Here is a 22628-nt window from a genome sequence, read left to right as displayed (position 1 = left end):
GCTGGGGCGCTTTTGCCCCGGCGCGCGGCCTGTCGCCCGTTCCGGCGGCCGGGAGACACTGACCATGCTGATCTTCGACGACATGCAGGCGCGCGGCCACGAGGCCGTGTCCCTGCTCCACCACGCCCCCAGCGGCCTGCGGGCCGTGCTGGCGATCCATTCGGCGGTTCTGGGACCGGCCATCGCGGGCGTGCGCCTGCGCGAGCAGGACGAGGAACTCGCGGTGCGCGGCGCGCTGGCCCTCTCGGAGAGCCTGACCCTCAAGGCGGCGCTCGCGGGCCTGAACCACGGCGGCGGGGCCTGCGTGCTGCTCATGCCGCCCGGCGGCGTGGAGGACCCGCACGCCCGCGAGGCGCTGTTCCGGGCGCTGGGACGTCAGGTCCGGCCCCTGCACACGCGGGTGGTCCTGACCGGCGACGTGGGGGTCACGGCGGCCGACATCGCCTTCGTGGCGCAGGAGACGCCCGGCACCCTGAACATGGCCCCGGGCGAGGCCACGGGCACGTTCGCGGAGTCGGGGGCGGCCGGAACCGGCAGCGTGACCGGCTACGGCGTCTACCGGGGCATGAAGGCGGCGGCCCGCTACGCCCTGGGCAGCGAGAGCCTGCGCGGGGTACGGGTCGCCGTACTGGGGGCGGGCGCGGTGGGCCGGGCGCTGGCCACGCAGCTGCACCGCGAGGGCGCGCGCCTGACCGTCGCCGACGAGCGGCCGGAGCGGGCGCAGGCGCTGGCCGGCGAGGTCGGCGGGGTGGCGGTGCCGGCGGGGGACCTGCTGGACACGCCCTGCGACATCCTGGCGCCCTGCGGCTACGGGCACAGCATCCGCAGCGCCGACGTGCCCCGGTTACAGTGTCGCCTGATCGCGGGCGGCGAACATCATCCGCTGACCCGCCGGGGCGAGGCAGCAGTCAAGGAGGCGGGAATCGTGTATATGCCAGATTTTGCCATCAACGCGGCGGGCCTGATCGCCGCAGCCACCGGTCTGGGCGCGGCGCAGGCGGCCGAGCGCGTCTATCACACCGTGGGCCGAATCACGGCGGTCGCCGAACAGACCGGCAAGGCCCCGCACCTCGTGGCGCGGCGCATGGCCGAGCGCCGCATCGAGCTCATCGGCAACCTGGGGCCGGCGTGAGCGCCCACCAGGCGGCCGCCTTCGTAATCGGCGTGGCTGGCGGCTCGGGCAGCGGCAAGACCACCGTCACCCGGCGCGTCATCGAGACGGTAGGCAGTGAGGGCGTGGCCGTCCTGAACCAGGACAACTACTACCGCGACCAGTCGGACATGGCCTTCGCCGCGCGGCTCAAGACCAACTACGACCACCCGGCGGCCTTCGACTGGAAGCTGCTGCGCGAGCACATCGACGCGCTGCTGGCCGGGGTGCCCATCGAGATGCCCGAATACGACTTTACCCAGCACACCCGCTCGGCGCACACGACCCGCGTGCTGCCGGGGCGCGTGGTTGTGCTGGAGGGTTTCTTCGCGCTGTACGACGAGGAACTGCGCGACCGCATGCACCTCAAGGTCTTCGTGGACGCCGACGCCGACGTGCGGTTCATCCGGCGGCTGCTGCGCGACACGCAGGAGCGTGGGCGCACGCCCGAGAGCGTCATCGAGCAGTATCTGGACTTCGTGCGCCCCATGCACCTGAGCTTCGTCGAACCGACCAAGCGCTACGCCGACGTGATCATTCCGCACGGCGGCATGAACGAGCCGGCCCTGGATATGCTCGCCGCGCGCATCCAGGCGACGGTCTGAGAGCAGGGTTCAAAGGGGCCAGGAGTCGTCCCTGGTCCCTCTGAATCGAACAGCGTAGGCAAGCGAGAAGGACAGCGGCCAGAAGTGAAGTTGAGGGGCTTGCAGTCGGCCCCTCAACGGAACTGGACACCGCTGTGAGCCCTACTCGTGGGCGGCCGTTCTTCAGCCCCGCCCGAGCTGACGGCCGAACCAGGCCACGACCCGCCCGATCAGCTCCGGCTGATACCACGGCCCGTCCCCGTGGCCCGCGCCCTCGACGAGCAGGTACTCGGCGCTCTGGCCCGCGCCGCGCAGGCCCTCGTAGAGCTGACGGCTCTGCACCGGGGACACGAGCTGGTCCGCGCTGCCGTGCAGAATCAGGAACGGGGGCTTGGGGCCGCCGAGGTGGCCGACCGGGCTGGCCTGCCGGGCCTGGGCCGGGTCGCGGTCCACCGGCCCGCCCGCCGAGTCGCCGAAGGCCGGGCCGTGCAATAGCAGCGCCTCGGTGACGGCGGGCGAGGCGTGGACGCGCTGCACGTCGGCCCCGAAGCCCTCGCCGATGTTCAGCAGGTCGGAGATGCCGTACAGCGTGGCGACCGCCTGCACCCCGGAGGACTCGCCCAGGTGGTCGCCCCGGTCGAAGGCCGGCTCGTCCCCGGTCAGGCCCACCATCTGCGCGAGGTAGCCGCCCGCCGAGTCGCCCAGCACGCCGATGCGCGCGGGGTCGATGCCGTAGTCGGCGGCGTGGGCCCGCAGGTAGCGCACGGCCGCCTTGCCGTCCTCGACCGGCGCGGGAAAGGTGTCGGGCACGGTGCGGTATTCCGCCGCCGCGACCACGAAGCCCGCAGCGGCCAGCGCGGCGCGCATCTCGAAGAATTTGCCGTGCGCGGCCGAGGTGAAGCCGCCGCCCGGAAAGTACACGACGGCCGGCTTGGGCGCCCCGGTGCGCGGCACGAGCAGGATCAGGTGCAGGGCGCGCACGGCGGGGCCGTTCCGGACCTGCGAGTACACGACGTGGCTGAATTCGTCCACCGGGGGCCGGTCGCCCGGAACATGGATGACCTGCGCGCCCTCGGTGAAGCCGGGCAGTGGGGAAGGGGGAGGCGTGGACATGCGCCCATTGTTCTGGAGCCGGGTCGCCGGTGCAGGAGTGGGGAACCGGTCAAACGTTCATGTGCGTGACCCGGCGTCAGTCTGAGGCGCCGAACAGCCCCCGCGCCCGCGCCAGCGCCTCGGGCGTGTCCACGTCGAGCAGTTCGGCGGCCGGGCGCGGCACCGTGACCGTGCTGGCGGCGTACTCGCGCAGCAGGGCGCGGGGGCCGTGGTCGGCGTCGGGCAGCGCGGCGACGCGCCCTAGCAGGTCGGCCCGGAACAGGTGCGGCGGGGCATGGACGGCCGCCTCGCCCTCGCCGTAGCGGGCCAGGACGGCGGGCGCGCCCGTATCGGCGAAGGCCCCGGCCAGCGCCGCGTGGGTCGCGGGCGTGACCAGCGGCATGTCGGCGAGCGCGAAGGTCACGGCGGCGAAGGGCCGGGGCTGCGCGAGCGCCCACGCCGCCGCTGCCCGGAAGGACGAGGCCAGCCCGCGCCCGGGCTCGGGGTTCTCGGTGAAGGCGAAGGGCAGCCCCGCCAGCGCCGCGCGCACGGCCGCCCCGACCTCGCCGGGGGGCACGACGGCCAGCAGCGCGCCGTAACCCCCGGCCGCCAGCGCCCCGGCCGCGTGGCGGCACAGCGCCTGACCGCCGAGCGGCGCGAGCTGTTTGGGCGTGCCCATGCGCGTGCTGCGCCCGGCCGCGAGCAGCACGCCGAGCCGGTGGGGGACAGGAGAAGGCGCAGGGAGAAGCATGGCGACATGCTAGGCCCGCGCCCGGTACAATCGGCGTACCGCACAACTCCCGGCCCGCTCCCGTGCCCGCCCGTCCCCGCCCCCATTCGGAGGTGCCCCCGATGAAACTCAACTATTCCGGCCAGGAACACGTCAAGGCCCCGCCCGCCGCCGTCTGGGCCTTCGTGCGCGACCCCGAGCGCGTGGCGCGCTGCCTGCCCGACGTGCAGGACGTGCAGGTCAGGGACGCCACCCACATGGACGCCACCGTGCAGGTCGGCGTGGGGATGGTGCGCGGCAAGTTCAGGTTCGGTATCGAGGTGCAGCCCGAGGAGGACGCGGGGCGCGTGAACGTCAAGGTGAACGGCGGGGGTCTGGGCAGTGTCGTGGACCTGCTGGCCGGGGCGACCGTCGTGGACAACGGCGACGGCACGACCACCCTCGACTGGACCGGCGACGCCACCATGCGCGGGCCGGTGGCGACGGTGGGCGGGCGGCTGCTCGACGCGCAGGCCCAGAAGCTCATCCAGAAGACCTTCCAGAACATGAGCGCCAGTGTCGAGGCCGCCTCGGGGACGCTGGCCTAGGGTGGACGCCGCGCCCCCCGACCTGAACGCCGCCTTCCGCGCGCGCGGCTACGTGGCGGGCGAGGCGCTGGGCACCGCGCTGCGGCTCGTGACCCTGCTGGGGCGGCCCCTGCTGCTCGAAGGTCCCGCCGGGGTCGGCAAGACCGAGGCGGCCAAGACCCTGGCCGACGTGCTGGGCACCCGCCTCATCCGGCTGCAATGCTACGAGGGCCTCGATGCCCAGGCCGCGCTGTACGAGTGGAACTACGCCCGGCAGCTGCTGCACCTGCGCCGCGCCGAGGCGACGGGCCGCGAGCCGAGCGACGCCGAGCTGTACGGCGAAAACTTCCTGATGCGCCGGCCGCTGCTCCAGGCCATCAGCGAGGACGTGCCCCCGGTGCTGCTCATCGACGAGGTGGACCGCGCCGACGACGCCTTCGAGGCCTTCTTGCTCGAACTGCTCGCCGAGTGGCAGGTCACGGTGCCGGAACTGGGGACCATCACCGCGCGCACCCGGCCCCACGTCGTCCTGACGAGCAACCGCGCGCGCGAACTGAGCGACGCGCTGCGGCGGCGCTGCCTGTACCACTGGGTCGAGTACCCCAGCCGCGCGCAGGAGCTGGAGATCGTGCGCGCCCGGCTGCCCGAGGTCACGGCGGCGCTGGCCGCCGGGGTCACGCGGGCGGTCCACGCCCTGCGCGAGCTGCCGCTGGGCAAGCCGCCCGGCGTGGCCGAGACGCTGGACTGGGCGCGGGCGCTCTCGGTGCTGGGCTATGAGACGCTGGACGCCCACGCCCTGCACACGACCCTGGGCGCGGTCCTGAAACTGCGCGAGGACGCCCAGCTCGCGGCCCCGCTGCTGGAGCGCCAGCTCGCGCGCCCGGAATGACCGGGCCGGCCCCCCTGTCGCCGGAAGCCGTGCCGGCCCTGGTCCTGCGCCTCGCCGCGCGGCTGCGTACCCGGCACGGCTTTCTGATCGGCCCCGGCGAGGTCGGTGACGCCCTGCGGGCGCTGGGTGTGGTGGACCTGGGCCGCGTGCGCGAGGTGCGCGCCGCGCTGCGGGCCGTGCTGTGTGCCTCGCGCGCCGAGCTGCGGGTGTTCGACGCCGAATTCGCGGCCGTGTTTCTGCCCGGCGACCTGCCGCCGCCCGAGCTGCCGACCCTGCCCTCGGCGGCCCCCGGCGTGCCCGAACCCGGCCCGGCGCAGCCGCAGCCCGGCGCGCCCCGGCCCGAACCGGCCCAGGAGGAGGGCGCGCCGGCCCCGCCCCGCGACCTGCCCGAGCCGCCTCCTGTGGCAGCCGACGACGCCATGCCCGGTGCTGCCGGGGCGCCGCAGCTGGGGCCGGACGCCGAGCAGGACGGCCCACCCGCCCCGGTGCAGTTCGCCCGGCTCAGCGATCAGCCGGGGGCGGGCGGGGAAGGGGCGCTGCCCCCCGACGATCTGGGCACGCTGCTGCGGGCGGCGGGGGCTTTTCTGGCAGCGTTGCGGCTGGCCCCCCGGCACCGGCGGGTGCCGCAGGCGCGCGGGCGGGTGCTGGACCTGCGGCGCACCCTGCGGGCGGCGGCGCGCACCGGGGGCGACCCGGCGCGGCTGCGCTGGCTGGGGCGGCCGCGTACACAGGCGCGCGTCCTGATCGTGCTGGACGGCAGCCGCAGCATGGGCCGCGACGCCGCGCTGCTGCTGCGCTTTGCCCAGGCGCTGCACCTGCGCGCCCGGCGGGTCGAGGTCTACGTGTTCAGCACCGACCTCGTGCGCCTGACCCCCCGGCTGCGCGGCGCGGCCCCCGGCGCCCCGCTGGCGCTGCCGCAGGAGGCCGGGGCCTGGGGCGGCGGCACCCGCATCGGCCAGAGCCTGCTGCGCCTCGCCCGCGACGAGCGCGCCCGCGTGACGCCCGACACGGCGCTGCTCATCCTCAGCGACGGGCTGGACACGGGTGATCCCGACCTCGTGCGCCGCGCCATGCGCGACCTCGCCGCCCGGGCGGGGCTGGTCGTGTGGCTTTCGCCGCTGGCCGGGCTGCCCGGCTACCGGCCGGTACAGCGCGCGGTGGCGGCGGCCCTGCCGCACCTCGACGCGCTGCTGCCCGCCTCGGGGCTGGCCGACCTGCTCGCGCTGCCGGCGGCCTTGCGGCGCCGATGAACAGCGCTCCTCCCGCGTGGGAAGGAGGGGCTGTGGGCACCTCAGCGGTAGCGCAGCGCTTCCATGAGTTCTTCGACGATCTCGGTCGTGTCTCCGCGCTCGTGGGCGGTCGCCACGTGGGTTTCCAGGTGCCCGCGCAGCACCACGTCGCCCGCGCCCGACAGTGCGCCCTGCACGGCCTTGATCTGGCGCAGCACGTCCACGCAGTACACGTCGTCCTTTTCCAGCATCCGCACGATGCTGTCGAGGTGCCCGCGCGCGATGCTCAGGCGGCGCATGGCGCGCTTGCGGGCCTCGGTCGGCATGCACAGGTGATCGGCGTGGGCCCCGCAGGCCGCGTCCGCTTCCGGCCCGGCGCTCATGGCTGTCCCCGCAGCAGCGCCCGGAACTGCGCGATCTCGGCACTCTGCGAGCGGACGATGCTCGCGGCCAGCGTCCGCACCTCTGCCGTCTGCGTCCGCGCGGGCACGAGGCGGCCCATGTCTACCGCGCCCTGGTGGTGGGGGATCATCTCGGCCAGGAACCAGCGGTCGGTGTCGCCGGCGGCCGGGGGCATCATGTGGGGCATGGGCATGGAGTCCTCGGTGGCGCCCCAGGTCCGCAGCCAGCCGGCCATCCGCGTCAGCTCGGCGCTCTGCTCGGCGACGATCTGCCGGGCCAGCGCCTGCACGCGGGGGGCGCGGCCCCGGCCCAGTTCGGTCCGGGCCATCTCCACGGCCATGCGGTGGTGCATGCCCATCAGCTGCGTCCAGCGGATGTCGAAGGCGCGGCCCGAGAGGGGACGCAGCTCCGCGAGCATCTGCGCGTTCATGGCGGTCATGGACAGGCCGGACATGGACCCGGACATGGGCATGCCGTGCCCCGCCATATCGTGCGCGCCCGGCGTCCCGACCGGCCCCGGCTCCCGGCCCCCGGCCAGCGCCGCGCCCGTCAGCAGGGTGCCCAGCAGCGCCAGCCGCGCCCCCCTCACGCGCCCGCCACCTGCGCGCTGTAGCCCTCCTCCTGCACGGCGGCGATCAGGGTCTGTGGGTCGGCGGCGCCCTGCACCGTCGCGCGGCCCTGGGCGAGGTCCACCTGCGCGGCCTCCACGCCGGGCACGGCCGTCAGCGCCTTCTCGACCGCCTTCACGCAGTGCCCGCAGCTCATCCCGGTGATGTTCAGTTCAGTGGTCATGGAGTCAGGGTAAATCCAGGGGGGGAGGGTGTCAAGAAGAAATGACCCTTAAGAATCTCTCCATAAGAGTTGTTGCCATGAGGCTTGCCGTACCCTCCCTGGGGGGATAGCATAGAAGTATGACGACCCTGGACTTCGACATCGGCGGGATGACCTGCGCCGCGTGTGTAGGGCGGGTGGAACGCGGCCTGAAGAAGGTGCCGGGCGTGGAGGCCGTGGCCGTGAACCTCGCCACCGAGCGCGCCCGTGTGGCCTACGACCCTGGCCTCACCAGCCCCGAGGCGCTGGCGCAGGCCGTGGGGGACATCGGCTACGAGGCGCGGCTGCCCCGGCCGGAGCCTGCCCGGACCGCCGAACTCTCCTTCGCGGTCGGCGGGATGACCTGCGCCGCGTGTGTGGGGCGGGTCGAGCGGGGCCTGAAGAAGGTGCCGGGCGTGCAGGAAGCCACCGTGAATCTCGCCACCGAGCGTGCCCACGTGGTGTACCTGCCGGACGCGGCTGGCCCGGAGGCCCTGCGCGGCGCGGTCCGGGACGCGGGCTACGAGGTGCCGGAGGAGGTGACGCAGGTGACGGCCGCCCCCGAGCAGGCCCCGGCCTCCCAGGCCCAGTCCCGTCTGGATGCCGAACGCGGGCGCCGCGCCGCCGAGATCGCCTCGCTGCGCCGGGCAGTCGCCTTCGCCGCCGTATTCAGCGTGCCCCTGCTGCTGCTCTCCATGCTCCCGATGCTGTGGATGCCGCTGCACATGTGGCTTCTGGCGAACGTGGGCGAGGGCGCCATGAACTGGGCGATGCTCGCGCTCGCGGCCCCGGTGCAGTTCGGCCCCGGCCGGCGCTTCTACCGCACCGGCTGGGCGGCGCTGCGCCACGGCAGCCCCGACATGAACACGCTGGTCATGCTGGGCACGTCGGCGGCCTTCGGGTACTCGCTGCTCGTCACGCTGGCCCCTGGCCTCTTTCCGGCGGGCAGCGCGCACGTGTACTACGAGGCCTCGGGCGTGGTCATCACCCTGATTCTGCTCGGCAAACTGTTCGAGGCGGTCGCCAAGGGCCGCAGCGCCGGGGCCATGCGCGCCCTGCTGGCGCTGCAACCCGGCAGCGCGCGGGTGCGCCGGGGCGGCGAGGTGCTGGAACTGGTGCCCGGCGACGTGCGCGTGGGCGACCTCGTGCTCGTGCGGGCGGGCGAGCGGCTGCCGGTGGACGGCGAGGTCGTCGAGGGCCGCTCCTATGTGGACGAGTCCATGCTGACCGGCGAGAGCGTACCGGTCGAGAAGACTCCTGGCGCGGCCGTGACCGGCGGCACGGTGAACGGCAGCGGGGCGCTGACCTTCCGCGCGACCGGCGTCGGTGAGGACACCGCCCTGGCGCGCATCGTGCGCCTCGTCGAGGACGCGCAGGCCAGCCGCCCGCCCATCCAGGGCCTCGCGGACCGGGTGGTGGCGGTGTTCGTGCCGGTCGTGCTCGTCATCGCCGCGCTGACCTTCCTGACCTGGATGCTCGTGGGCGGCGAGGGGGCACTGGCACGCGCGCTCGTGCACACGGTGGCGGTCCTCATCATCGCCTGCCCCTGCGCGATGGGCCTCGCCACGCCGGTCAGCATCATGGTGGGCAGCGGGCGGGCGGCGGCGCTGGGCGTGCTGTTCCGCAGCGGCGCGGCGCTGGAGGGCCTGGGCGCGGCGAACGTGGTGGCCCTCGACAAGACTGGCACGGTGACGCGCGGCCAGCCCGAGGTGACCGATGTACGCCCCGCCCCCGGCTGGACCCCCGAAAGCCTGCTGCGGGTAGCCGCCGCCGCCGAGGGTCCCTCCGAGCACCCGCTGGCGCGCGCCATCGAGCGGGCGGCGGGGGCGGGCGTCCCGGCGGCCCACGACTTCGAGGCCCTGCCTGGATACGGCCTGCGGGCCACGGTCGAGGGCCGGCGGGTCGAGATCGGCGCGGCGCGCTTCATGACGCAACTGGGTGTGGAGGTCGGGGACCTGGGCGCCCAGGCGGATACGCTGGCCGCCGGGGCGCGCACGCCGGTCTTCATGGCGGTGGACGGCCAGCTCGCGGGGCTGCTCGGCGTGGCCGATCCGGTGCGGCCCGGCAGCGCCCAGGCCATCCGGACCCTGGGGGCGCAGGGCAGCGAGGTCGCCCTGATCACCGGGGACGCCCGCGCCACCGCCGAGGCCGTGGCTGCCGAGGTCGGGGTGCGCCGCGTGCTGGCCGAGGTGCTGCCGGGCGGCAAGGCCGACGCCGTCGCCGGGTTGCAGGCCGGGGGCCGCCGGGTGGCCTTCGTCGGGGACGGCATCAACGACGCGCCCGCCCTGGCCCGCGCCGACGTGGGCGTGGCCATCGGCACCGGCACCGACGTGGCCGTCGAGACCGCCGACGTGATCCTGATGTCGGGCGACCTGCGCGGCGTGCCCAACGCGGTCGCGCTCTCGCGGGCCACGCTGCGCAACATCCGCGTGAACCTGTTCTGGGCCTTCGCCTACAACGTGGCCCTCATCCCGGTGGCGGCGGGCGTGCTGGCCCCTCTGGGCCTCACCCTCTCGCCGGTGCTGGCCGCCGCCGCGATGGGCCTGAGCAGCGTCTTCGTTCTGAGCAACGCCCTGCGCCTGCGGTCGTTCCGGCCCCTCCTGCCGCCCGCCGCGCCGCAGGAGGCCCCGGTGGGCCGCCCCGTCCCCCGGAACGCCTGAGCCGCCGGCCCTTTCCTTTACCCTGGGCCATGTCCCGGATTCAGCGCCTGTCCCCGGCCGACCCCCGCGCCACCGCCCTCATGACCGCGCAGCAGCGTGAGCTGCGGGCGCTGTACGCCGACACCGACGAGCGCACCGAGCCCTTCGACCCCTCCGTTCTGGCGGGCGAGGGCTCGGTGCTCGTGGTGGCCGAGGAGGGCGGCGAGCTGCTCGCCTGCGGGGCCCTGAAACGCCTGGACGCACAAGAGGCCGAGATCAAGCGCATGTACACCGTGCCGCAGGCGCGCGGGCGGGGCCTGGGGCGCGCCGTCCTGACCGAGCTGGTCGCGCAGGGCCGCGCGGCAGGCTACCGGCGGCTGGTGCTGGAAACCGGCGACGGCCAGCCTGAGGCCATCGGGCTGTACGAATCGGCGGGCTTTACCCGCATTCCCAACTACGGCTACTACGTGGGCGTCGAGAACAGCCTGTGTTACGCGCTGGAGCTGGACACCGAGTAGCGGCCCAAAAAAGGCGGGAGGGGTCAGCCGTCGCCCCTCCCGCCTTGCCCTCCCTTACTTCCCCAGCCCCACGAAACTCTGCCGGGCCCGCTCCTTCATGGCGGTCACGGCCTCCCAGTCGGCGGCGCTGCGGGCGAGGGCCTGCGCGCTCAGGGTCCAGGTGTCGGGGGTGACGCTGTGGGTCGGGGCGCCCGCGTCGCGGCAAAACCCCTCGACCTTGGGGTCGTAGGCGACGCCCGCGAAGGGCACCCCGGCGGCGGCGGCCAGGATGACCGCGTGCAGCCGCACCCCGATCACGAAGCCGCTCTGCGCGATGAGGTCCAGCGCCACCTGGGGATCCTGGGTGCTGACCACCTCGTCGGCGCCCAGGCCGCGCGCGGCTTCGTCGTCGTGCGAGGGCATGAAGCTCAGGGCCACCACGCGCCGTCCGCCCGAGCGCAGGGCCGCGACCGTGCCGTGCAGGGCGGGCAGGGCGGCCTGCACGTCGCCGCGCGGGGCCACGACCACCGTGGTTCTCGTCGCGCGTCAGGCCCGGCGTGGGGGCGAGCAGCAGCGCGGGGTCGCCGCCCAGCTCGGCGGTGACGCCCAGCCGTTCCAGCGTCTCCAGGCTGCCCCGGTCACGCACCACCACGCGCAGGCCCCGCAGGGCGCGGGCCACCTTCGCCCCGCCCTCCTCGCTCAGCGGCCCGATGCTCTGGTTGAAGATGACCACCCGTTTGCCCAGGCGCCGCGCCAGCGAGATGACGCCCAGGTAGTAGGCCATGCTGCGGGCGCTCGTCTTGTCCTGAAGCAGTCCGCCGCCCCCCGAGAGCAGCACCTGCGAGCGCAGCAGCGCGCCCAGCAGCGCGGCCGGCTTCATGCGCGCCGCACTTTCGCAGCCGTACAGCCGGGCGGTCTCGGCGGGGGTATTCGACAGCAGCAGCGGCGCGTGCCCCTGGGCGCGCAGCTCTCGGCTGATCGCCAGGGCGATGGCCTCGTCGCCGGTGTTGCCGAAGCCGTAGTAACCGCTGACCGCCACCCGGCTCACGCGCGCACCTCGGCGCCCTGGGCGGGGGGACGGCCGTAGGTGTTCCACAGGCGCAGCGCCAGCTTGATGACCTGAATCAGCACCAGGCCGGCGACCAGGCCCACGCCCAGCCCGATGAAGGCGCGCGCCGCGCTGATGAGCAGCGGCGTGTGGAAGTGCGAGAAGGTGTTCAGGATGCTGGCCTGCCCGACCACGCCGCCCAGCACCAGCAGCGCGCTGAAGTAGCCCGGCAGCACGCCGCTCAGGCCGATCAGGCCGATGGGATGCGCGGCCATCTCCTTGAAGCGCGGGCGGATGATGCTGTCTTGCAGCCCCCGGCGGATGTCGGCCTCGGTGTCGCTGACGCTCGCGCCGCTCGTCGTGTTGCCCCGGCGCAGGAACACCAGCGCGAACACCGCCAGCCCCAGGCCCATCACCGCGATGTCGCCCAGGCGGATGGGCGTGCTGTAGAGGTCGTGCGCGGTCTTGCGCAGGTCCTGGCGCGGCAGGAAGCTCGCGGCGACCAGGGCCAGTGGCAGGACCAGCGTCAGGCCCACGCCCCGGAAGGGGTCCAGGCCCAGGGTGCTGTCGTGGGTGGCCCCCAGCGCCGAGACGAACAGCACGCCCATCAGGCTCAGGCCCGTCGCCACGAACCAGTCGCTGACCCGCGAGCGGCGCAGCACCATCCCCAGTGCCGGGAAGGTCACGGCCGCGACGAGCGCCGCGCCCGCGAAGGGACTGAACTTGTTCATGCCGAAGGCCACCAGCAGGCTCAGGCCGGCGGCGGCCAGCCCCAGGCGGCGCAGCGGGAAGCTCAGGCCCAGCAGCAGCAGCGCGGCCAGCGGCCCGACGATGCTCAGGGCGCGCAGCAGCGTGCTCGGCTCGAAGTAGGTGATCTGCGGCTGGGTCACGCGCACGCCCGAGGCCCGCAGCAGTTCCGAGGTGCGCCGCAGCATGTCCTCGGTCTCGTTGATGGTGGGGTAGGGGCGCAGGTACATCAGGCGCATGCCGCGCTCGCGGGCGGCGAGGTTGTACTTGCTCGCCACGTCCAGCGGCGCGAGGCGGTTTTGCCACGAGGGGTTCAGCGCGAACATGCGCGCGCCGCCGTGCGCGGCCACCAGGTCGTCCAGGCCGCGCTGCGGGTTCGACTCGATGATGGCCGGAATGCGCTTGCCCATGCGCTCGCTGACCTGCGCGAGCAGTTCGGGCGTGCGCGCCCCGATCACCTCGTCGCCGGTGAAGGCGATGAAGGGCACGTCGGGCCAGTTGGCGCCCACGTTCTTCACGGCGTCGTCGGCGTAGGGGCGGTAGACCAGCGTCAGGTTCTGGCTCTTGAGCCGCGCGAGCAGGCTCTGGTCCGGCCCGGCAGGCAGGAAGCGCGGGTCGGTGGGCCACTCGATCCACTGCTGGCCCTTGACGGTCACCGTGCGGGTGGGAATGGTGTACTGGGCGGGCAGCGCCTCGGCCACGCCCGGCTCCAGCGAGCGCATGTACACGCTGCCGGGCTTGAGGCCCAGGCCCGGATTCTCGGCCGTGAGGTCCGACCCGGCGCGGATATAGATCGCGCCGCGCTGCTCCAGGCTGCCGATCACGTCCTCGTAGAGGGCCACGCCGTTGACGCCCAGCGCCTTGTAGCGGTCGAGCAGGGCCTGCGGGTCCTGGCCGTAGCGTTTGGCCTGCGCCACCAGCGCCGGGTAGTCCATGACCAGCGCCGCCGTCTTCTGCGCCTGCTCGTAGCCCACCCGCTGAAAGGCCAGGATCAGGGCCGGGATCAGCGACAGGAACATCAGCCCCAGCAGCACCGGGGTCAGCGGGTGGCGGCTGGGCGGGGGAATAAGCCGCAGAGGGTCCGGGCGGGCGGCCGGGGTCGGGGCAGCGTGGGGGGTCGGGTCGGTCACAGGGCACATCCTAAAGGTCAGATAGAGAAGAAAGATGGAAGGGTCTCATCTTTCCCCCGTCCCCCCGAGCCTAGGAACCCGGAGGCCCCCGCGCGTCATCCAAAGGTGGGGCCTGCTCCGCGCCTATGGCCGCCCGAGCCGGGGGGGCACCGGGGCCGGGGCCGCCGCCGAGGGCACCAGTTCGACCGGATGCACCGGCACCGGCTCGCCGAAGCGGGGGTAGCGCTGCGCGAGTTCGGGGCTGCCGCGCCCGCACAGCACGGTGATCTCGGGGAGGTTGCGCGGGTTGCCGATCTCGACCAGGGCGAGGCGGCCGGTCTCGTAGGCGCCCAGGTCCACGTACAGGTGGCGGTTCAGGCGGGTGGGGGTGCGCACCGGGGTATGGCCGTGCAGGCTGTAGACCACGCCGGGGGGCAGGGGAAAGGGCCCCTCGAAGGGCCGCAGCCACAGCGCCGCCGACAGCGGGTTGCGGTGCTGCTCGTGCGCGACCGGCGGCGCGGCGTGGGCGACCAGCACGCTGGGCACGTCGGCGGGCGGGGCCTCGCTGTGGATCTGGCCGTCACCGGTCACGTACACCACGCGCCCCAGGTCGGCGAGGTACTCGTCCAGCAGGGCCGGGAACTGTTCCAGCGTCAGTCCGCCGAGTTCCTGGCGCACCGTGTCGCCGCCCGCACGCATCCAGCTCTGGAAGCCCTCCATCGCGCGGCGGTAGGCCCCCAGGTCATGGGTGCCCAGGTACTCGCGGTACCAGTGGGGGCCTTCCTGGGCCATGCGCTCGTGGTTGCCCATGAGCAGGGTGGCGCGGCCCTCGGCCCGCAGGCGCAGCAGCCCCGCGACCGTCTCCATGTTCTGCCGTCCCCGGTCGATGGCGTCGCCCAGCGACAGGAAGTGCGCCTCGGGGTAACGCGCCACCGCCGCCGCGAGCAGGTCGGCCCGCCCGTGCAGGTCCGGGAGCACCACGACCTGGCGGCTCATGCGCCGGGCTCGTCGGAGAAGTCCAGCAGCGTCTGCTTGCTGCGCTCGCGCAGCGCCCGCGCGCCGTCCGGGTCGGGGGTAAAGGTCACGCCGCCGGGGCCGGTCTGTACGCGGTAGGCCGCGCCGTCCGCCGCGCCGGGCAGCCACTCGGCCGGGACCTGATAGGTGCGGCCCCGGCTGTCCTCCACGTCCGCGAGGCCCGCGTCCTCGTCCAGCACGTCAATGACCAGAATGTCCGGGTCGGCGGGGAAAGAGGCGTCGTTCGGATTCACGCGGTCAGTCTAGGGGCCGGGGACAAACGGCAGTGTGTCACGGGGCGGCGGCGCGGCCTTCCCCCTTCCGGATGACGATGGAGAGCGGCCCCGTCCTCTACCCTGCGCGGCATGCGAATTCCGGCTCCCCCCGATCCTGCGCGGCGGCGCGTCCTGCGCGGCCTGACCCGGAGCCTGCTGGGCGGCGGCGCGGCCGTGGCGTTCCTGGGCAGCGCGGGCGCGGCGCAGGCCTACCGGTTCGGGGTCACGCGGCACACCCGCGCCCTGGGGGGGCTGCGCGCCCCGCTGACGGCCGCCTTCCTGACCGACCTGCATTACGGGCCGTATATCGGCGTGGGCAGCGTGCGCGCCTGGGTGGAAGCGACGCTGGCCCTGCGCCCCGACCTGATCCTGCTGGGCGGCGACCAGTTCGACCGCCGGGCGCACGCGGCCTCCGCCGACCTACTGGCCGAGCTGGCGCGGCTGCGCGCTCCGCTGGGCACCTACGCGGTGTGGGGCAACCACGACTACGGCAGTTTCGGGTACGACCGGCATTCCGGCGTCCGGCAGCCCGACTGGGCCGAGCGGCGCGGGCGGCTGGAGGCGGCCTCGCGGCGGCCGGGGTGACGGTGCTGCGCAACGCGGGGCGCGCCGTGCGCGCCGACCTGTGGGTCTCGGGCGTGGACGACTTCTGGAACGGGCAGCCCGACGCGGCCGCCACCCTGGCCGGAGCGGGCACGCGGGCGACGCTGCTCGTCAGCCACAACCCCGACCTGTTGCCCGAGCTGCCGCCCGGCGTGGGGCTGGCGCTGTCGGGACATACGCACGGCGGGCAGGTGCGGCTGCCGCTGGTCGGCGCGCCGGTGGTGCCCAGCCGCTACGGCCAGCGCTACGCGATGGGCTGGGTCACGGGGGCGCACGGCACGCCGGGCTACGTGAGCCGGGGCCTGGGGCTGAGCGGCCTGCCCCTGCGCAACCTCTGCGAACCCGAAATCGCGCTGCTGCGTCTCGTGCCCGCCTCCTGACCTCCGGCTGACGGGGGGTGAAGTTGCACCCTGTCCCAGTCGGGAACGGTTCTCAACAAGAGGGTTTAAGCTGGGTGCCGTACCGTCCACAATCCTGAGCGCCGGACGGCGAAGGAGTTACGTGCATGGCCGACATCCTGCCTCCCAACATGTTGAACGAGCGTCCCCAGACGCCTGCCGGGTTGCTGAGCAACCGTGAAAAAGACCGCCTGATCGAACGCGGGTTCCTGGGCCTGTACCGCTGGTACACCGCCCGCAGCCAGGAAACGCGCAACTGGAACGCCGACCAGTCCTTCGACTGGCGCGGCATGAACAAGAACCTGCCGCCCGAACTGATCACGGTCCTCCAGGGCTTTTTCGCGGTCGAGCAGTACGCGCCCGACTTCACCTCCAACCTCGTGCACCTCGTGCGGCGTTCGCACGGCCGCAGCCACTTCCAGCTGCGCTGGGGCAGCGAGGAGGAAAAGCACGCCGACGCCTGGGAAAACGCCGTGCTGTTCAGCGGTCAGCGTAGCCCCGCCTGGATTGAGGAGTACAAGGAGCGCCTGCGCGCCCAGACCTGGGAACTGCCCTTTCCGGACGCCATCCACAACCTCGTGTACACCGTGTTCCAGGAGCGGGCCACCCAGCTCAACTACCTGAACATGATGAAGATCGCCCAGGGCAAGAGTGACCGGCCGCACCTCGCGGGCGTGAGCGACCCGGTGCTCGCCAAGGTCGCCCAGACCATCGCGGTGGACGAGGCGGCGCACTACAACTTCTTTCTCGAAGGCGTGCGGATGTACCTCTATTACTACCCCGAGCAGACGCTCGACGCCGTCAAGAACGTCATCGGGCAGTTCTCGATGCCCGCCGCGACGCTCATTCCCGACTGGCAGAAGTTCTACGAGACGGTGTACCGCGCCGGCATCTACGGCCCGCGCGACTTCTCGCGCGACGTGATGCAGGTGGCCTTCCGCAACCTCGGCATCGAGAGCCGCAAGGCGCTCGAAGAGGGCATCCGCAAGACGCGCGAGGTGCCGACCTTCGAGGGCGGGAACTTCGGGACCACCGCCATCTGGGACACCTTCGACTACGGCATGGTCGAGGGCGACGTCAGGCGCCTGCACGTCAAGATCCAGGACTACGAGAAGGGCATCGGCTTCGACCTGTACGACCCCACCGAGTTCGTCGAGAACCCGGCGGTGCCGCGCAAGACCGGTCAGGCCGCCGACGACTGAGCAGGGCAACCTGACGACGGGGCGGGGGAGGGGCCGGACGCGGGCCAGCCCCCGCCTTTACTCGATGGCGATGGCGCGGGGATCGAAGTTCACGGCCGGGTACTGCGGGTCCATGTCCTTGAGGGTGTGCAGCAGCACCCGGCTGACGAGCAGGTCGCGGAACCACTTGCGGTCGGCGGGCACCACGTACCAGGGCGCGGCGTCGGTACTCGTCGCCAGGCACGCCTCGTAGGCGTCCGTGTAGCCGTCCCACAGCGCCCGCTCGGCGAGGTCGCCGGGGTTGAACTTCCAGTGCTTGCTGGGGTCGTCGAGCCGCGCCTGGAGACGTTCTTTCTGCTCGTCGGGACTGACATGCAGGTAGAACTTCACGACGCGGGTGCCGCCGCGCCCCAGCAGCGCCTCGAAATGCCGGATGTCCTTCAGGCGCTCCTCGGCCGCTTCCTCGTCCATCTCGCCGTGGACCAGGGGCACGAGCACGTCCTCGTAGTGGCTGCGGTTGAACACGCCGATCATGCCCGCGCGCGGCACCTGGGCATGCACACGCCACAGGAAATCGTGGGCCTTCTCCTCGGGCGTGGGGACCTTGAAGTTCGATACCCGCACCCCGTTCGGGTTGAAGGCCCCGATGACCTTTTTCACCGTGCCGTCCTTGCCCCCGGCGTCGCGCGCCTGCAAGACCACCAGCAGCGACTGTTTGCCCTCGGCGTACAGACGCTCCTGCCAGGAGGCCAGCTCCTCCTGGAGTTCGGCCAGCAGGGGCTGCGCCTCTTCCTTGCTCAGCCCGCCGTCCTCACGGGTGTCCCAGTCCGCGAGCCGCGCGCGCTTGCCCCTGACCCGGTAGTCACTCAGTTTCATGGTCCAGAGGCTAACACTGCGGGGCCGCCGGCCCGGCCGGCGGCGCAGGCCTTTTCATGCCGATGTGACAAATGTCTCCCTGTCTAGATTCCGGCCGGATTCGGGATCGTTCCGGGTCAGACGCAGTGCGAAGATCGGACCATGCTCAGTGGATTCCGGGATTTCGTCGTGCGTGGAAACGTCGTGGACCTGGCCGTCGGTGTGGTGATCGGGGCCTCGTTCGGGAGCGTCGTCACGGCCTTCACCAACGCCTTCCTGACCCCACTCATCAAGCTGGCGACCGGAGGCCGGGGCGAGGTCGCGGGCCGTTTCACGGTCGAGGGCGTGGTGTTCGACTGGGGCAGCTTCGTCACGGCCCTGATCGCCTTTCTGCTGACGGCCCTGGTCGTGTACGTGTTCGTGGTGCGCCCCATGAACCTGATCAACGAGCGGTTCAGGAAACCGGCCCCGGCCCCCGCCGTCCCCGAGCCGACTGCCGAAGAAAAACTGCTCGCCGAAATCCGCGACGAACTGCGCCGCCGCCCCGCCGGCCCCCTCTGAGCGGCGACTGAAGGCGGGGCTCCCCGGATGGGGAGCCCCGCCGGTTCATGGCCGCCTCAGTTCACCAGTTTGGTCTTGTTGGTCATGAAGTCCTGCAACACGTACTGCCCGATGTTCTGCGGGGTCGTGAAGTAGGCCTTGCCCCGCGTCATCTCGCTGACCCGGCGCACGAACCCCACGAGTTCCGGGTCGCGCGCCAGCATGAACGTGTTGATCTGGATGCCGCTGCGCCGGCAGTTGGCGACCTCGCGCAGGGTGGCCCCCAGCACGTAGGGGTCCAGGCCGTAGGCGTTCTTGTAGATGCGGCCGTCGGGCAGCGTGAGGGCCGAGGGCTTGCCGTCGGTGATCATCACGATCTGCTTCATGTCCTTGTTCTCGCGCTTCAGGAGCTGCTGCGCGAGCCGCAGGCCACCGGCCGTGTTGGTGTGGTACGGCCCGATCTGCGCCTGCGCCAGCTTGCCCACCGGCACTTCCTCGGCTGAGTCGTGGAACAGCACGAACTTCACCGTGTCGCCGGGGTATTGCGTGCGGATGAGGTGGGCCAGGGCCAGCGCCACCTGCTTGGCGGGGGTAAAACGGTCCTCGCCGTACAGGATCATCGAGTGCGAGCAGTCGAGCAGCACGACCGTCGCCGCCGAGGAGTTGTACTCGGCCTGCCGGATCACGAGGTCGGACTCCTCGAGCTGGTCGAAGCCCTTGGAGATCACGTTGCCCAGCGTGGCGGTCGTGTCGAGGTTCATGGTGTCGCCGAATTCGTAGTTCTTGAGTTCGCCGGTCATCTCGATGCCCGAAGCGTACTCGCGGGTGTCGTGCGCGCCCGCGCTGCTGCGGCCCAGGCCGCCCATCAGGTCGCGCAGGCTCTTGTAGCCCAGGAAATCGATGCTCTTGTCGGTGAGCTGAAAGGTGGCCTCGCCGCCCTGCCCCGCGCCGCCCTGGCCGTCCTCGTCGCCGAACTCCTTGCGGATGAAGCCGTCCTGCTGGAGCTTGTCCATCAGGCGCTCGATCTGCTGCCCGAGCGCCGTCTCGCGCACGTCGTCGGCCTGCATCGCCTCGAGCAGCTGCTCTTCGGGGATCATGCCGCGTTCGGCCAGCGCCTCCAGAATGGCGTCGAACAGGTCGTCCATGCTGGGGCGCGCGTTGGGGTCGGGGTCGTAGGGGTCGTTCATGCCCTGACCCAGCAGCGCCTCCTGAATCATCTGCATGAGTTCCGAGGAATCGAGCTGGTCGAGCTCGCCCTCGAACTTGCTGTACCGCGTGATCCGCGCCATGTCTTGCCTCCGGCCCCCAGCATGGCGTCTCGGGCAGGCGGCATTTGTAAGGAACGGACAGATAAACCGCGCCCAGTGCGGGCTCCGGAGAAGGCGGCGGGCCAGAGGGAAGAACCGCCGGCTCGGGGGACCGGACGGGGGGAAGGGGTGCCCCCCGGTGGGGGTAAAGGGAGTCCGGATCAAGAAAAATCTTACCCGTCCGGGAGGGGCTGGGCACCGTGCTGGCCGCTCTTTCCTCCATCCGGAGGGCCGGGTCCGGGAGCCGGATTGCAGACGGCAATCTTGCCTACTACTCAGTAAGTATGACGTAAGAGTGTGAATCTTAAGTTATCCAAAGTTTCGCGGGCTTCGTGTCCGGTGAAACCCGCCCGCCCCCCGCCTCAGGTCTCTCACCGGAAGTTCAGTCCACAGCCGGACGGTCCCCTGCATACAGCGCCGTGCATCGCCGCGCGCTGCCCAGCCCGGGCCGGAACGCAGGCCGAATCCGTACAGCAGGGTGCCCGAAGGGGTAGGTGGCCGAGTCAGGGTTTTGTTCAAGACGTTGCGCTGATGTAGGTGGAGCAGTTGCCCGGCCCGGACAGGGCCATGAGCAAGGAGGAAATATGAAAGGAAGCACGAAGTTCATCTCCCTGATGGTGGCCCTGGCGGCCGGTGTGGCGGCGGCGGCCCCCACGCCCAACACCACCAACACCCAGGCCGGCGTGGCCATCACCAACCAGGCGACCGCGTCGTTCACGGACCCCACCACCAACGCCGCCGCGACCTCGGCCTCCAACACCGTCTCCACGACCGTGCTGGCGCTGCCGAGCTTCGACGTGGTCTACGACGACGGCACGGCCGACGGCAACACCCTGGCCAACACCCCCAAGGTCGTCACGGGCGCGGTTCCCGGCCAGGTCGTGACCACCGACTACGACATCGTCAACAACGGCAACACTGCCCTGACCGTGACCCTGCGTCCCAACACGACCGGCAGCGCCACGGGCCTCGACGTGAAGTACCTCGACGCCAGCGGCAAGGCCCTGACGCCCAACGCCGACGGCAGCTACACCATCGCGCTGCCCGCCGGTGCCGGCGGCGTCGTCAAGTTCAGCCAGCAGCTCACGGTGCCGAGCGGTGCCCCGGCCAACGCCACCTACGGCGCTTCGCCCGAGGCCTCGGTCACGGGGACCGGCACGGCCGCCGGCCAGAACGGCGTGCCCACCGGCAGCACCCTGTACGAAAACCAGACGGTGAACGCCGGCGCGGTCGTGAACACCCCGGCCCAGGGCGCGGACCTCCAGTTCGTCAAGATCACCACCTTCCAGCCGAACCTGGTGGGCAGCCCCAACATCGCCAACCCGACCAACCCGGTCGGCCCCGACGGCACGACGACCGCCACCCCGCCGGCCCAGGGCAATGCCAGCGTGCCGACGGTGACGCCGGGTACGGCCAACCAGCCCAACCCCACCAACCCGGTCACGACCGCCTACCCCTCGACCCCCAGCAACCCGAGCGACCCCACCTCGGGCGGCACGCCCATCGTGGTGGACGCCCAGGGCAACCGTCAGGTCGCCTACCCCAAGGCCGACAACGACAACCCCTCGACTGACCCCACGACCGGTCAGACCAATGACAAGGCCGGCACGCCCGACGTCATCATCTTCACCAACGACCTGAAGAACAACAGCACGACCACGAGCGACACCGTGCAGCTGTTCCCCGCCGGCCCGGACGGCCTGCTGCTGGCCGGCACCACCTACAACGCCTCGACCGGCGTGTTCACGCTGCCCAACGGCGTTCAGGTCCGGTTCCTCGGGCCGACGACCGGCGCGCCGATCCCGGTGGCCCCGGGGGCCCTGTACCCCACGGTCACGGTCCCGGCCGGCGGCACGGTGATCTACCGCACCGAAGTCACCCTGCCCGACCCCGACGACTCCTCGCGCATCGATCCCATCAGCGTGATCGTGGGCGCCGACTCGCTCAAGGACGCCGACGTTCAGGCCGACGCGACCTCCACCGACATCATCAACTCGGCGGCCGCGCAGTTCGGTGACAGCACCGACGGCACGCTGGGCGCGGCGCCGACCCCGGCCCCGGTCCAGCAGGTCGTGCCCGGCGCGAACACCACGACCAACATCAACACCGGCAACGCGGCCGACAACGTCGCCGTCTTCCCGATGGACGTCGCCAACATGGGCGCCTACAACGACAGCTTCACCCTGTCGGCCACCGTGACGAACCTCCCGGCCGGCGCGACCATCACCTACGTCGACTCGACCGGCGCGGCCCTGCCCACCAACGGCGCGGGCAACTTCGTGACCCCGGTCGTGGCTGCGGGCAGCGAGATCAAGGTCTACGCCGTCATCACGGTGCCAGACGGCACGGCGGCGGGCACCTACACGGTCAGCCAGAAGGCGGTGGGCAACTACAGCACCATCACCATGACCGACCTCAACGACGCCATCCAGGTGGGCGCAGTGGGGAACGTGGTTGTCGCCAAGTTCACCCAGGACGGCACGACGGCGGCCGGGGCCACCCCCCAGAAGGGCATCAACAACCCCAGCGGCTACACGGCCGGCAACACCACGGTGCTGCCCACCAAGAACATCGTCTACCGCATCATCGGCAAGAACAACTTCAACACGGCCGTCTCGGGCTTCGCCCTGAACGACACGGTGCCGGCGAACACCACCTTCCAGGCGGCCAGCCTGACCGTCAACAACGCGGCCGTGAGCAAGGTCATCTACAAGGTCGGCAACGGTAACTGGTCGACGACCGCCCCCAGCACGGGCGCGGCGGCCGGCACGGTCATCGCCGTCGCGGCGGACGTCAACGGCGACAACCAGCCCGACGCCCTGCCCGCCAACTCCACGATGGAACTGACCTTCACCGTCACGGTGAACTGAGCCCCACCGGCGCACCTCCCGCAGCCTTTTTCCGAGGTGCGCCGGCTTTTCCAGGCCGGCGCCGCACGCTTTTCTGACCGGCCGACTTCTTCA

The 22628-nt window shown here is 72.1% G+C and carries 22 protein-coding genes and 1 pseudogene; 12 read left to right on the top strand and 11 right to left on the bottom strand.

The genetic code is table 11. The annotated features are described in order from the left end of the window. Positions 1–64: 64 nt before the first annotated feature. On the top strand, positions 65–1132 hold the full coding sequence (locus tag DGO_RS13850; protein WP_014686136.1) for a Glu/Leu/Phe/Val dehydrogenase family protein: 1068 nt from the start codon (positions 65–67) through the stop codon (positions 1130–1132). Then, complete coding sequence (udk, locus tag DGO_RS13845; protein WP_083847302.1) at positions 1129–1755, top strand: uridine kinase; 627 nt, start codon at positions 1129–1131, stop codon at positions 1753–1755. Before DGO_RS13850 ends, udk begins: the two co-directional genes overlap by 4 nt. 162 nt (positions 1756–1917) lie before the next feature. On the opposite strand, the gene DGO_RS13840 is transcribed toward udk, so the two are convergent. Together DGO_RS13840 and DGO_RS13835 are read right to left on the bottom strand one after the other, a co-directional pair. Next, the gene (locus DGO_RS13840) at positions 1918–2847 is read right to left on the bottom strand and encodes an alpha/beta hydrolase (protein ID WP_014686134.1); all 930 of its coding nucleotides are present in this window, start codon (positions 2845–2847) and stop codon (positions 1918–1920) included. A gap of 76 nt (positions 2848–2923) precedes the next feature. Further along, on the bottom strand, positions 2924–3577 hold the full coding sequence (locus tag DGO_RS13835) for a nucleotidyltransferase family protein (RefSeq protein WP_050920821.1): 654 nt from the start codon (positions 3575–3577) through the stop codon (positions 2924–2926). Between the two features lie 101 nt (positions 3578–3678). Between DGO_RS13835 and DGO_RS13830 the strand changes: the two genes are divergently transcribed. Genes DGO_RS13830 through DGO_RS13820 form a run of 3 tightly spaced genes read left to right on the top strand, consistent with a single transcriptional unit; the run spans position 3679 to position 6261 of the window. Continuing rightward, complete coding sequence (locus tag DGO_RS13830) at positions 3679–4143, top strand: SRPBCC family protein (RefSeq protein ID WP_014686132.1); 465 nt, start codon at positions 3679–3681, stop codon at positions 4141–4143. A 1-nt stretch (position 4144) separates the two neighbouring features. After that, entirely contained in the window at positions 4145–5011 is an 867-nt protein-coding gene (locus tag DGO_RS13825; protein WP_043802521.1) for an AAA family ATPase, read from the top strand. Next, positions 5008–6261, top strand: coding sequence for a vWA domain-containing protein (locus DGO_RS13820; protein WP_043802517.1), 1254 nt, complete (start codon positions 5008–5010; stop codon positions 6259–6261). Before DGO_RS13825 ends, DGO_RS13820 begins: the two co-directional genes overlap by 4 nt. Before the next feature lie 41 nt (positions 6262–6302). Here the strand turns inward: DGO_RS13820 and DGO_RS13815 are convergent, their stop codons facing one another. The 3 genes from DGO_RS13815 to DGO_RS13805 are packed head-to-tail and all read right to left on the bottom strand — an operon-like array spanning position 6303 to position 7434. Then, positions 6303–6623: a metal-sensitive transcriptional regulator gene (locus DGO_RS13815; protein ID WP_014686129.1), complete on the bottom strand. Its 321-nt coding sequence runs from the start codon at positions 6621–6623 to the stop codon at positions 6303–6305. Beyond that, on the bottom strand, positions 6620–7231 hold the full coding sequence (locus DGO_RS13810; protein ID WP_226991381.1) for a DUF305 domain-containing protein: 612 nt from the start codon (positions 7229–7231) through the stop codon (positions 6620–6622). Before DGO_RS13810 ends, DGO_RS13815 begins: the two co-directional genes overlap by 4 nt. Next, positions 7228–7434 carry a CopZ family metallochaperone gene (locus DGO_RS13805; protein WP_043802514.1) on the bottom strand — a complete coding sequence of 69 codons (207 nt, stop codon included), beginning with the start codon at positions 7432–7434 and terminating at the stop codon, positions 7228–7230. The genes DGO_RS13810 and DGO_RS13805 overlap by 4 nt, the downstream gene beginning before the upstream one ends. 119 nt (positions 7435–7553) lie before the next feature. Here DGO_RS13805 and DGO_RS13800 point away from each other — a divergent pair, with 119 nt between their 5' ends. After that, positions 7554–10112 (top strand): heavy metal translocating P-type ATPase, encoded by a 2559-nt coding sequence (locus tag DGO_RS13800; protein ID WP_043802512.1) that lies wholly within the window; start codon positions 7554–7556, stop codon positions 10110–10112. 29 nt (positions 10113–10141) lie between these two features. Then, a complete protein-coding gene (locus tag DGO_RS13795; protein WP_043802509.1) occupies positions 10142–10609 on the top strand; it encodes a GNAT family N-acetyltransferase in 468 nt (155 codons plus the stop codon). Between the two features lie 54 nt (positions 10610–10663). Here the strand turns inward: DGO_RS13795 and csaB are convergent. The 4 genes and pseudogenes from csaB to DGO_RS13775 form a co-directional block, all read right to left on the bottom strand. Beyond that, a pseudogene (gene csaB, locus DGO_RS13790) lies at positions 10664–11636 on the bottom strand (polysaccharide pyruvyl transferase CsaB). After that, a complete protein-coding gene (locus DGO_RS13785) occupies positions 11633–13402 on the bottom strand; it encodes a DUF5693 family protein (RefSeq protein ID WP_420810580.1) in 1770 nt (589 codons plus the stop codon). The pseudogene csaB and the gene DGO_RS13785 overlap by 4 nt, the downstream one beginning before the upstream one ends. Before the next feature lie 234 nt (positions 13403–13636). After that, positions 13637–14488 carry a metallophosphoesterase gene (locus DGO_RS13780; protein WP_043802507.1) on the bottom strand — a complete coding sequence of 284 codons (852 nt, stop codon included), beginning with the start codon at positions 14486–14488 and terminating at the stop codon, positions 13637–13639. Next, complete coding sequence (locus DGO_RS13775; protein WP_050920820.1) at positions 14485–14760, bottom strand: hypothetical protein; 276 nt, start codon at positions 14758–14760, stop codon at positions 14485–14487. Before DGO_RS13775 ends, DGO_RS13780 begins: the two co-directional genes overlap by 4 nt. 111 nt (positions 14761–14871) lie before the next feature. Between DGO_RS13775 and DGO_RS24820 the strand changes: the two genes are divergently transcribed. The 3 genes from DGO_RS24820 (at position 14872) to DGO_RS13765 (ending at position 16984) form a co-directional block, all read left to right on the top strand. Next, positions 14872–15366, top strand: coding sequence for a metallophosphoesterase (locus DGO_RS24820; protein WP_338032396.1), 495 nt, complete (start codon positions 14872–14874; stop codon positions 15364–15366). Further along, positions 15363–15764 carry a metallophosphoesterase gene (locus DGO_RS24815; protein ID WP_338032395.1) on the top strand — a complete coding sequence of 134 codons (402 nt, stop codon included), beginning with the start codon at positions 15363–15365 and terminating at the stop codon, positions 15762–15764. Before DGO_RS24820 ends, DGO_RS24815 begins: the two co-directional genes overlap by 4 nt. Positions 15765–15889: 125 nt before the next feature. Continuing rightward, positions 15890–16984 (top strand): acyl-ACP desaturase, encoded by a 1095-nt coding sequence (locus DGO_RS13765; RefSeq protein ID WP_014686122.1) that lies wholly within the window; start codon positions 15890–15892, stop codon positions 16982–16984. A 57-nt stretch (positions 16985–17041) separates the two neighbouring features. Here the strand turns inward: DGO_RS13765 and DGO_RS13760 are convergent, their stop codons facing one another. After that, complete coding sequence (locus DGO_RS13760; protein ID WP_014686121.1) at positions 17042–17839, bottom strand: polyphosphate kinase 2 family protein; 798 nt, start codon at positions 17837–17839, stop codon at positions 17042–17044. A gap of 141 nt (positions 17840–17980) precedes the next feature. Between DGO_RS13760 and mscL the strand changes: the two genes are divergently transcribed. Beyond that, positions 17981–18379, top strand: a complete 399-nt coding sequence (mscL, locus tag DGO_RS13755) for a large conductance mechanosensitive channel protein MscL (protein ID WP_014686120.1) — start codon at positions 17981–17983, stop codon at positions 18377–18379. A gap of 56 nt (positions 18380–18435) precedes the next feature. Here the strand turns inward: mscL and DGO_RS13750 are convergent, their stop codons facing one another. Next, complete coding sequence (locus DGO_RS13750; protein WP_014686119.1) at positions 18436–19647, bottom strand: vWA domain-containing protein; 1212 nt, start codon at positions 19645–19647, stop codon at positions 18436–18438. A gap of 602 nt (positions 19648–20249) precedes the next feature. Between DGO_RS13750 and DGO_RS13745 the strand changes: the two genes are divergently transcribed. After that, the gene (locus DGO_RS13745) at positions 20250–22535 is read left to right on the top strand and encodes a beta strand repeat-containing protein (protein ID WP_083847301.1); all 2286 of its coding nucleotides are present in this window, start codon (positions 20250–20252) and stop codon (positions 22533–22535) included. The last annotated feature ends 93 nt before the right edge of the window (positions 22536–22628 follow it).

Source organism: Deinococcus gobiensis I-0, assembly GCF_000252445.1.
Classification (GTDB): domain Bacteria; phylum Deinococcota; class Deinococci; order Deinococcales; family Deinococcaceae; genus Deinococcus; species Deinococcus gobiensis.
This window is presented reverse-complemented; position numbering and strand designations above follow the sequence as displayed.

Bases quoted from the DNA above. Each gene is read 5' to 3' on its own strand.
- DGO_RS13805 (WP_043802514.1), bottom strand. From the start codon at position 7,434: ATGACCACTGAACTGAACATCACCGGGATGAGCTGCGGGCACTGCGTG.
- DGO_RS13850 (WP_014686136.1), top strand. From the start codon at position 65: ATGCTGATCTTCGACGACATGCAGGCGCGCGGCCACGAGGCCGTGTCC.
- DGO_RS13765 (WP_014686122.1), top strand. From the start codon at position 15,890: ATGGCCGACATCCTGCCTCCCAACATGTTGAACGAGCGTCCCCAGACG.
- DGO_RS13820 (WP_043802517.1), top strand. From the start codon at position 5,008: ATGACCGGGCCGGCCCCCCTGTCGCCGGAAGCCGTGCCGGCCCTGGTC.
- DGO_RS13795 (WP_043802509.1), top strand. From the start codon at position 10,142: ATGTCCCGGATTCAGCGCCTGTCCCCGGCCGACCCCCGCGCCACCGCC.
- DGO_RS13780 (WP_043802507.1), bottom strand. From the start codon at position 14,488: ATGAGCCGCCAGGTCGTGGTGCTCCCGGACCTGCACGGGCGGGCCGAC.
- DGO_RS13840 (WP_014686134.1), bottom strand. From the start codon at position 2,847: ATGTCCACGCCTCCCCCTTCCCCACTGCCCGGCTTCACCGAGGGCGCG.
- mscL (WP_014686120.1), top strand. From the start codon at position 17,981: ATGCTCAGTGGATTCCGGGATTTCGTCGTGCGTGGAAACGTCGTGGAC.
- DGO_RS24820 (WP_338032396.1), top strand. From the start codon at position 14,872: ATGCGAATTCCGGCTCCCCCCGATCCTGCGCGGCGGCGCGTCCTGCGC.
- DGO_RS13835 (WP_050920821.1), bottom strand. From the start codon at position 3,577: ATGCTTCTCCCTGCGCCTTCTCCTGTCCCCCACCGGCTCGGCGTGCTG.
- DGO_RS13750 (WP_014686119.1), bottom strand. From the start codon at position 19,647: ATGGCGCGGATCACGCGGTACAGCAAGTTCGAGGGCGAGCTCGACCAG.
- DGO_RS13815 (WP_014686129.1), bottom strand. From the start codon at position 6,623: ATGAGCGCCGGGCCGGAAGCGGACGCGGCCTGCGGGGCCCACGCCGAT.
- DGO_RS13800 (WP_043802512.1), top strand. From the start codon at position 7,554: ATGACGACCCTGGACTTCGACATCGGCGGGATGACCTGCGCCGCGTGT.
- DGO_RS13785 (WP_420810580.1), bottom strand. From the start codon at position 13,402: ATGTTCCTGTCGCTGATCCCGGCCCTGATCCTGGCCTTTCAGCGGGTG.
- DGO_RS13760 (WP_014686121.1), bottom strand. From the start codon at position 17,839: ATGAAACTGAGTGACTACCGGGTCAGGGGCAAGCGCGCGCGGCTCGCG.
- DGO_RS13745 (WP_083847301.1), top strand. From the start codon at position 20,250: ATGAAAGGAAGCACGAAGTTCATCTCCCTGATGGTGGCCCTGGCGGCC.
- DGO_RS13830 (WP_014686132.1), top strand. From the start codon at position 3,679: ATGAAACTCAACTATTCCGGCCAGGAACACGTCAAGGCCCCGCCCGCC.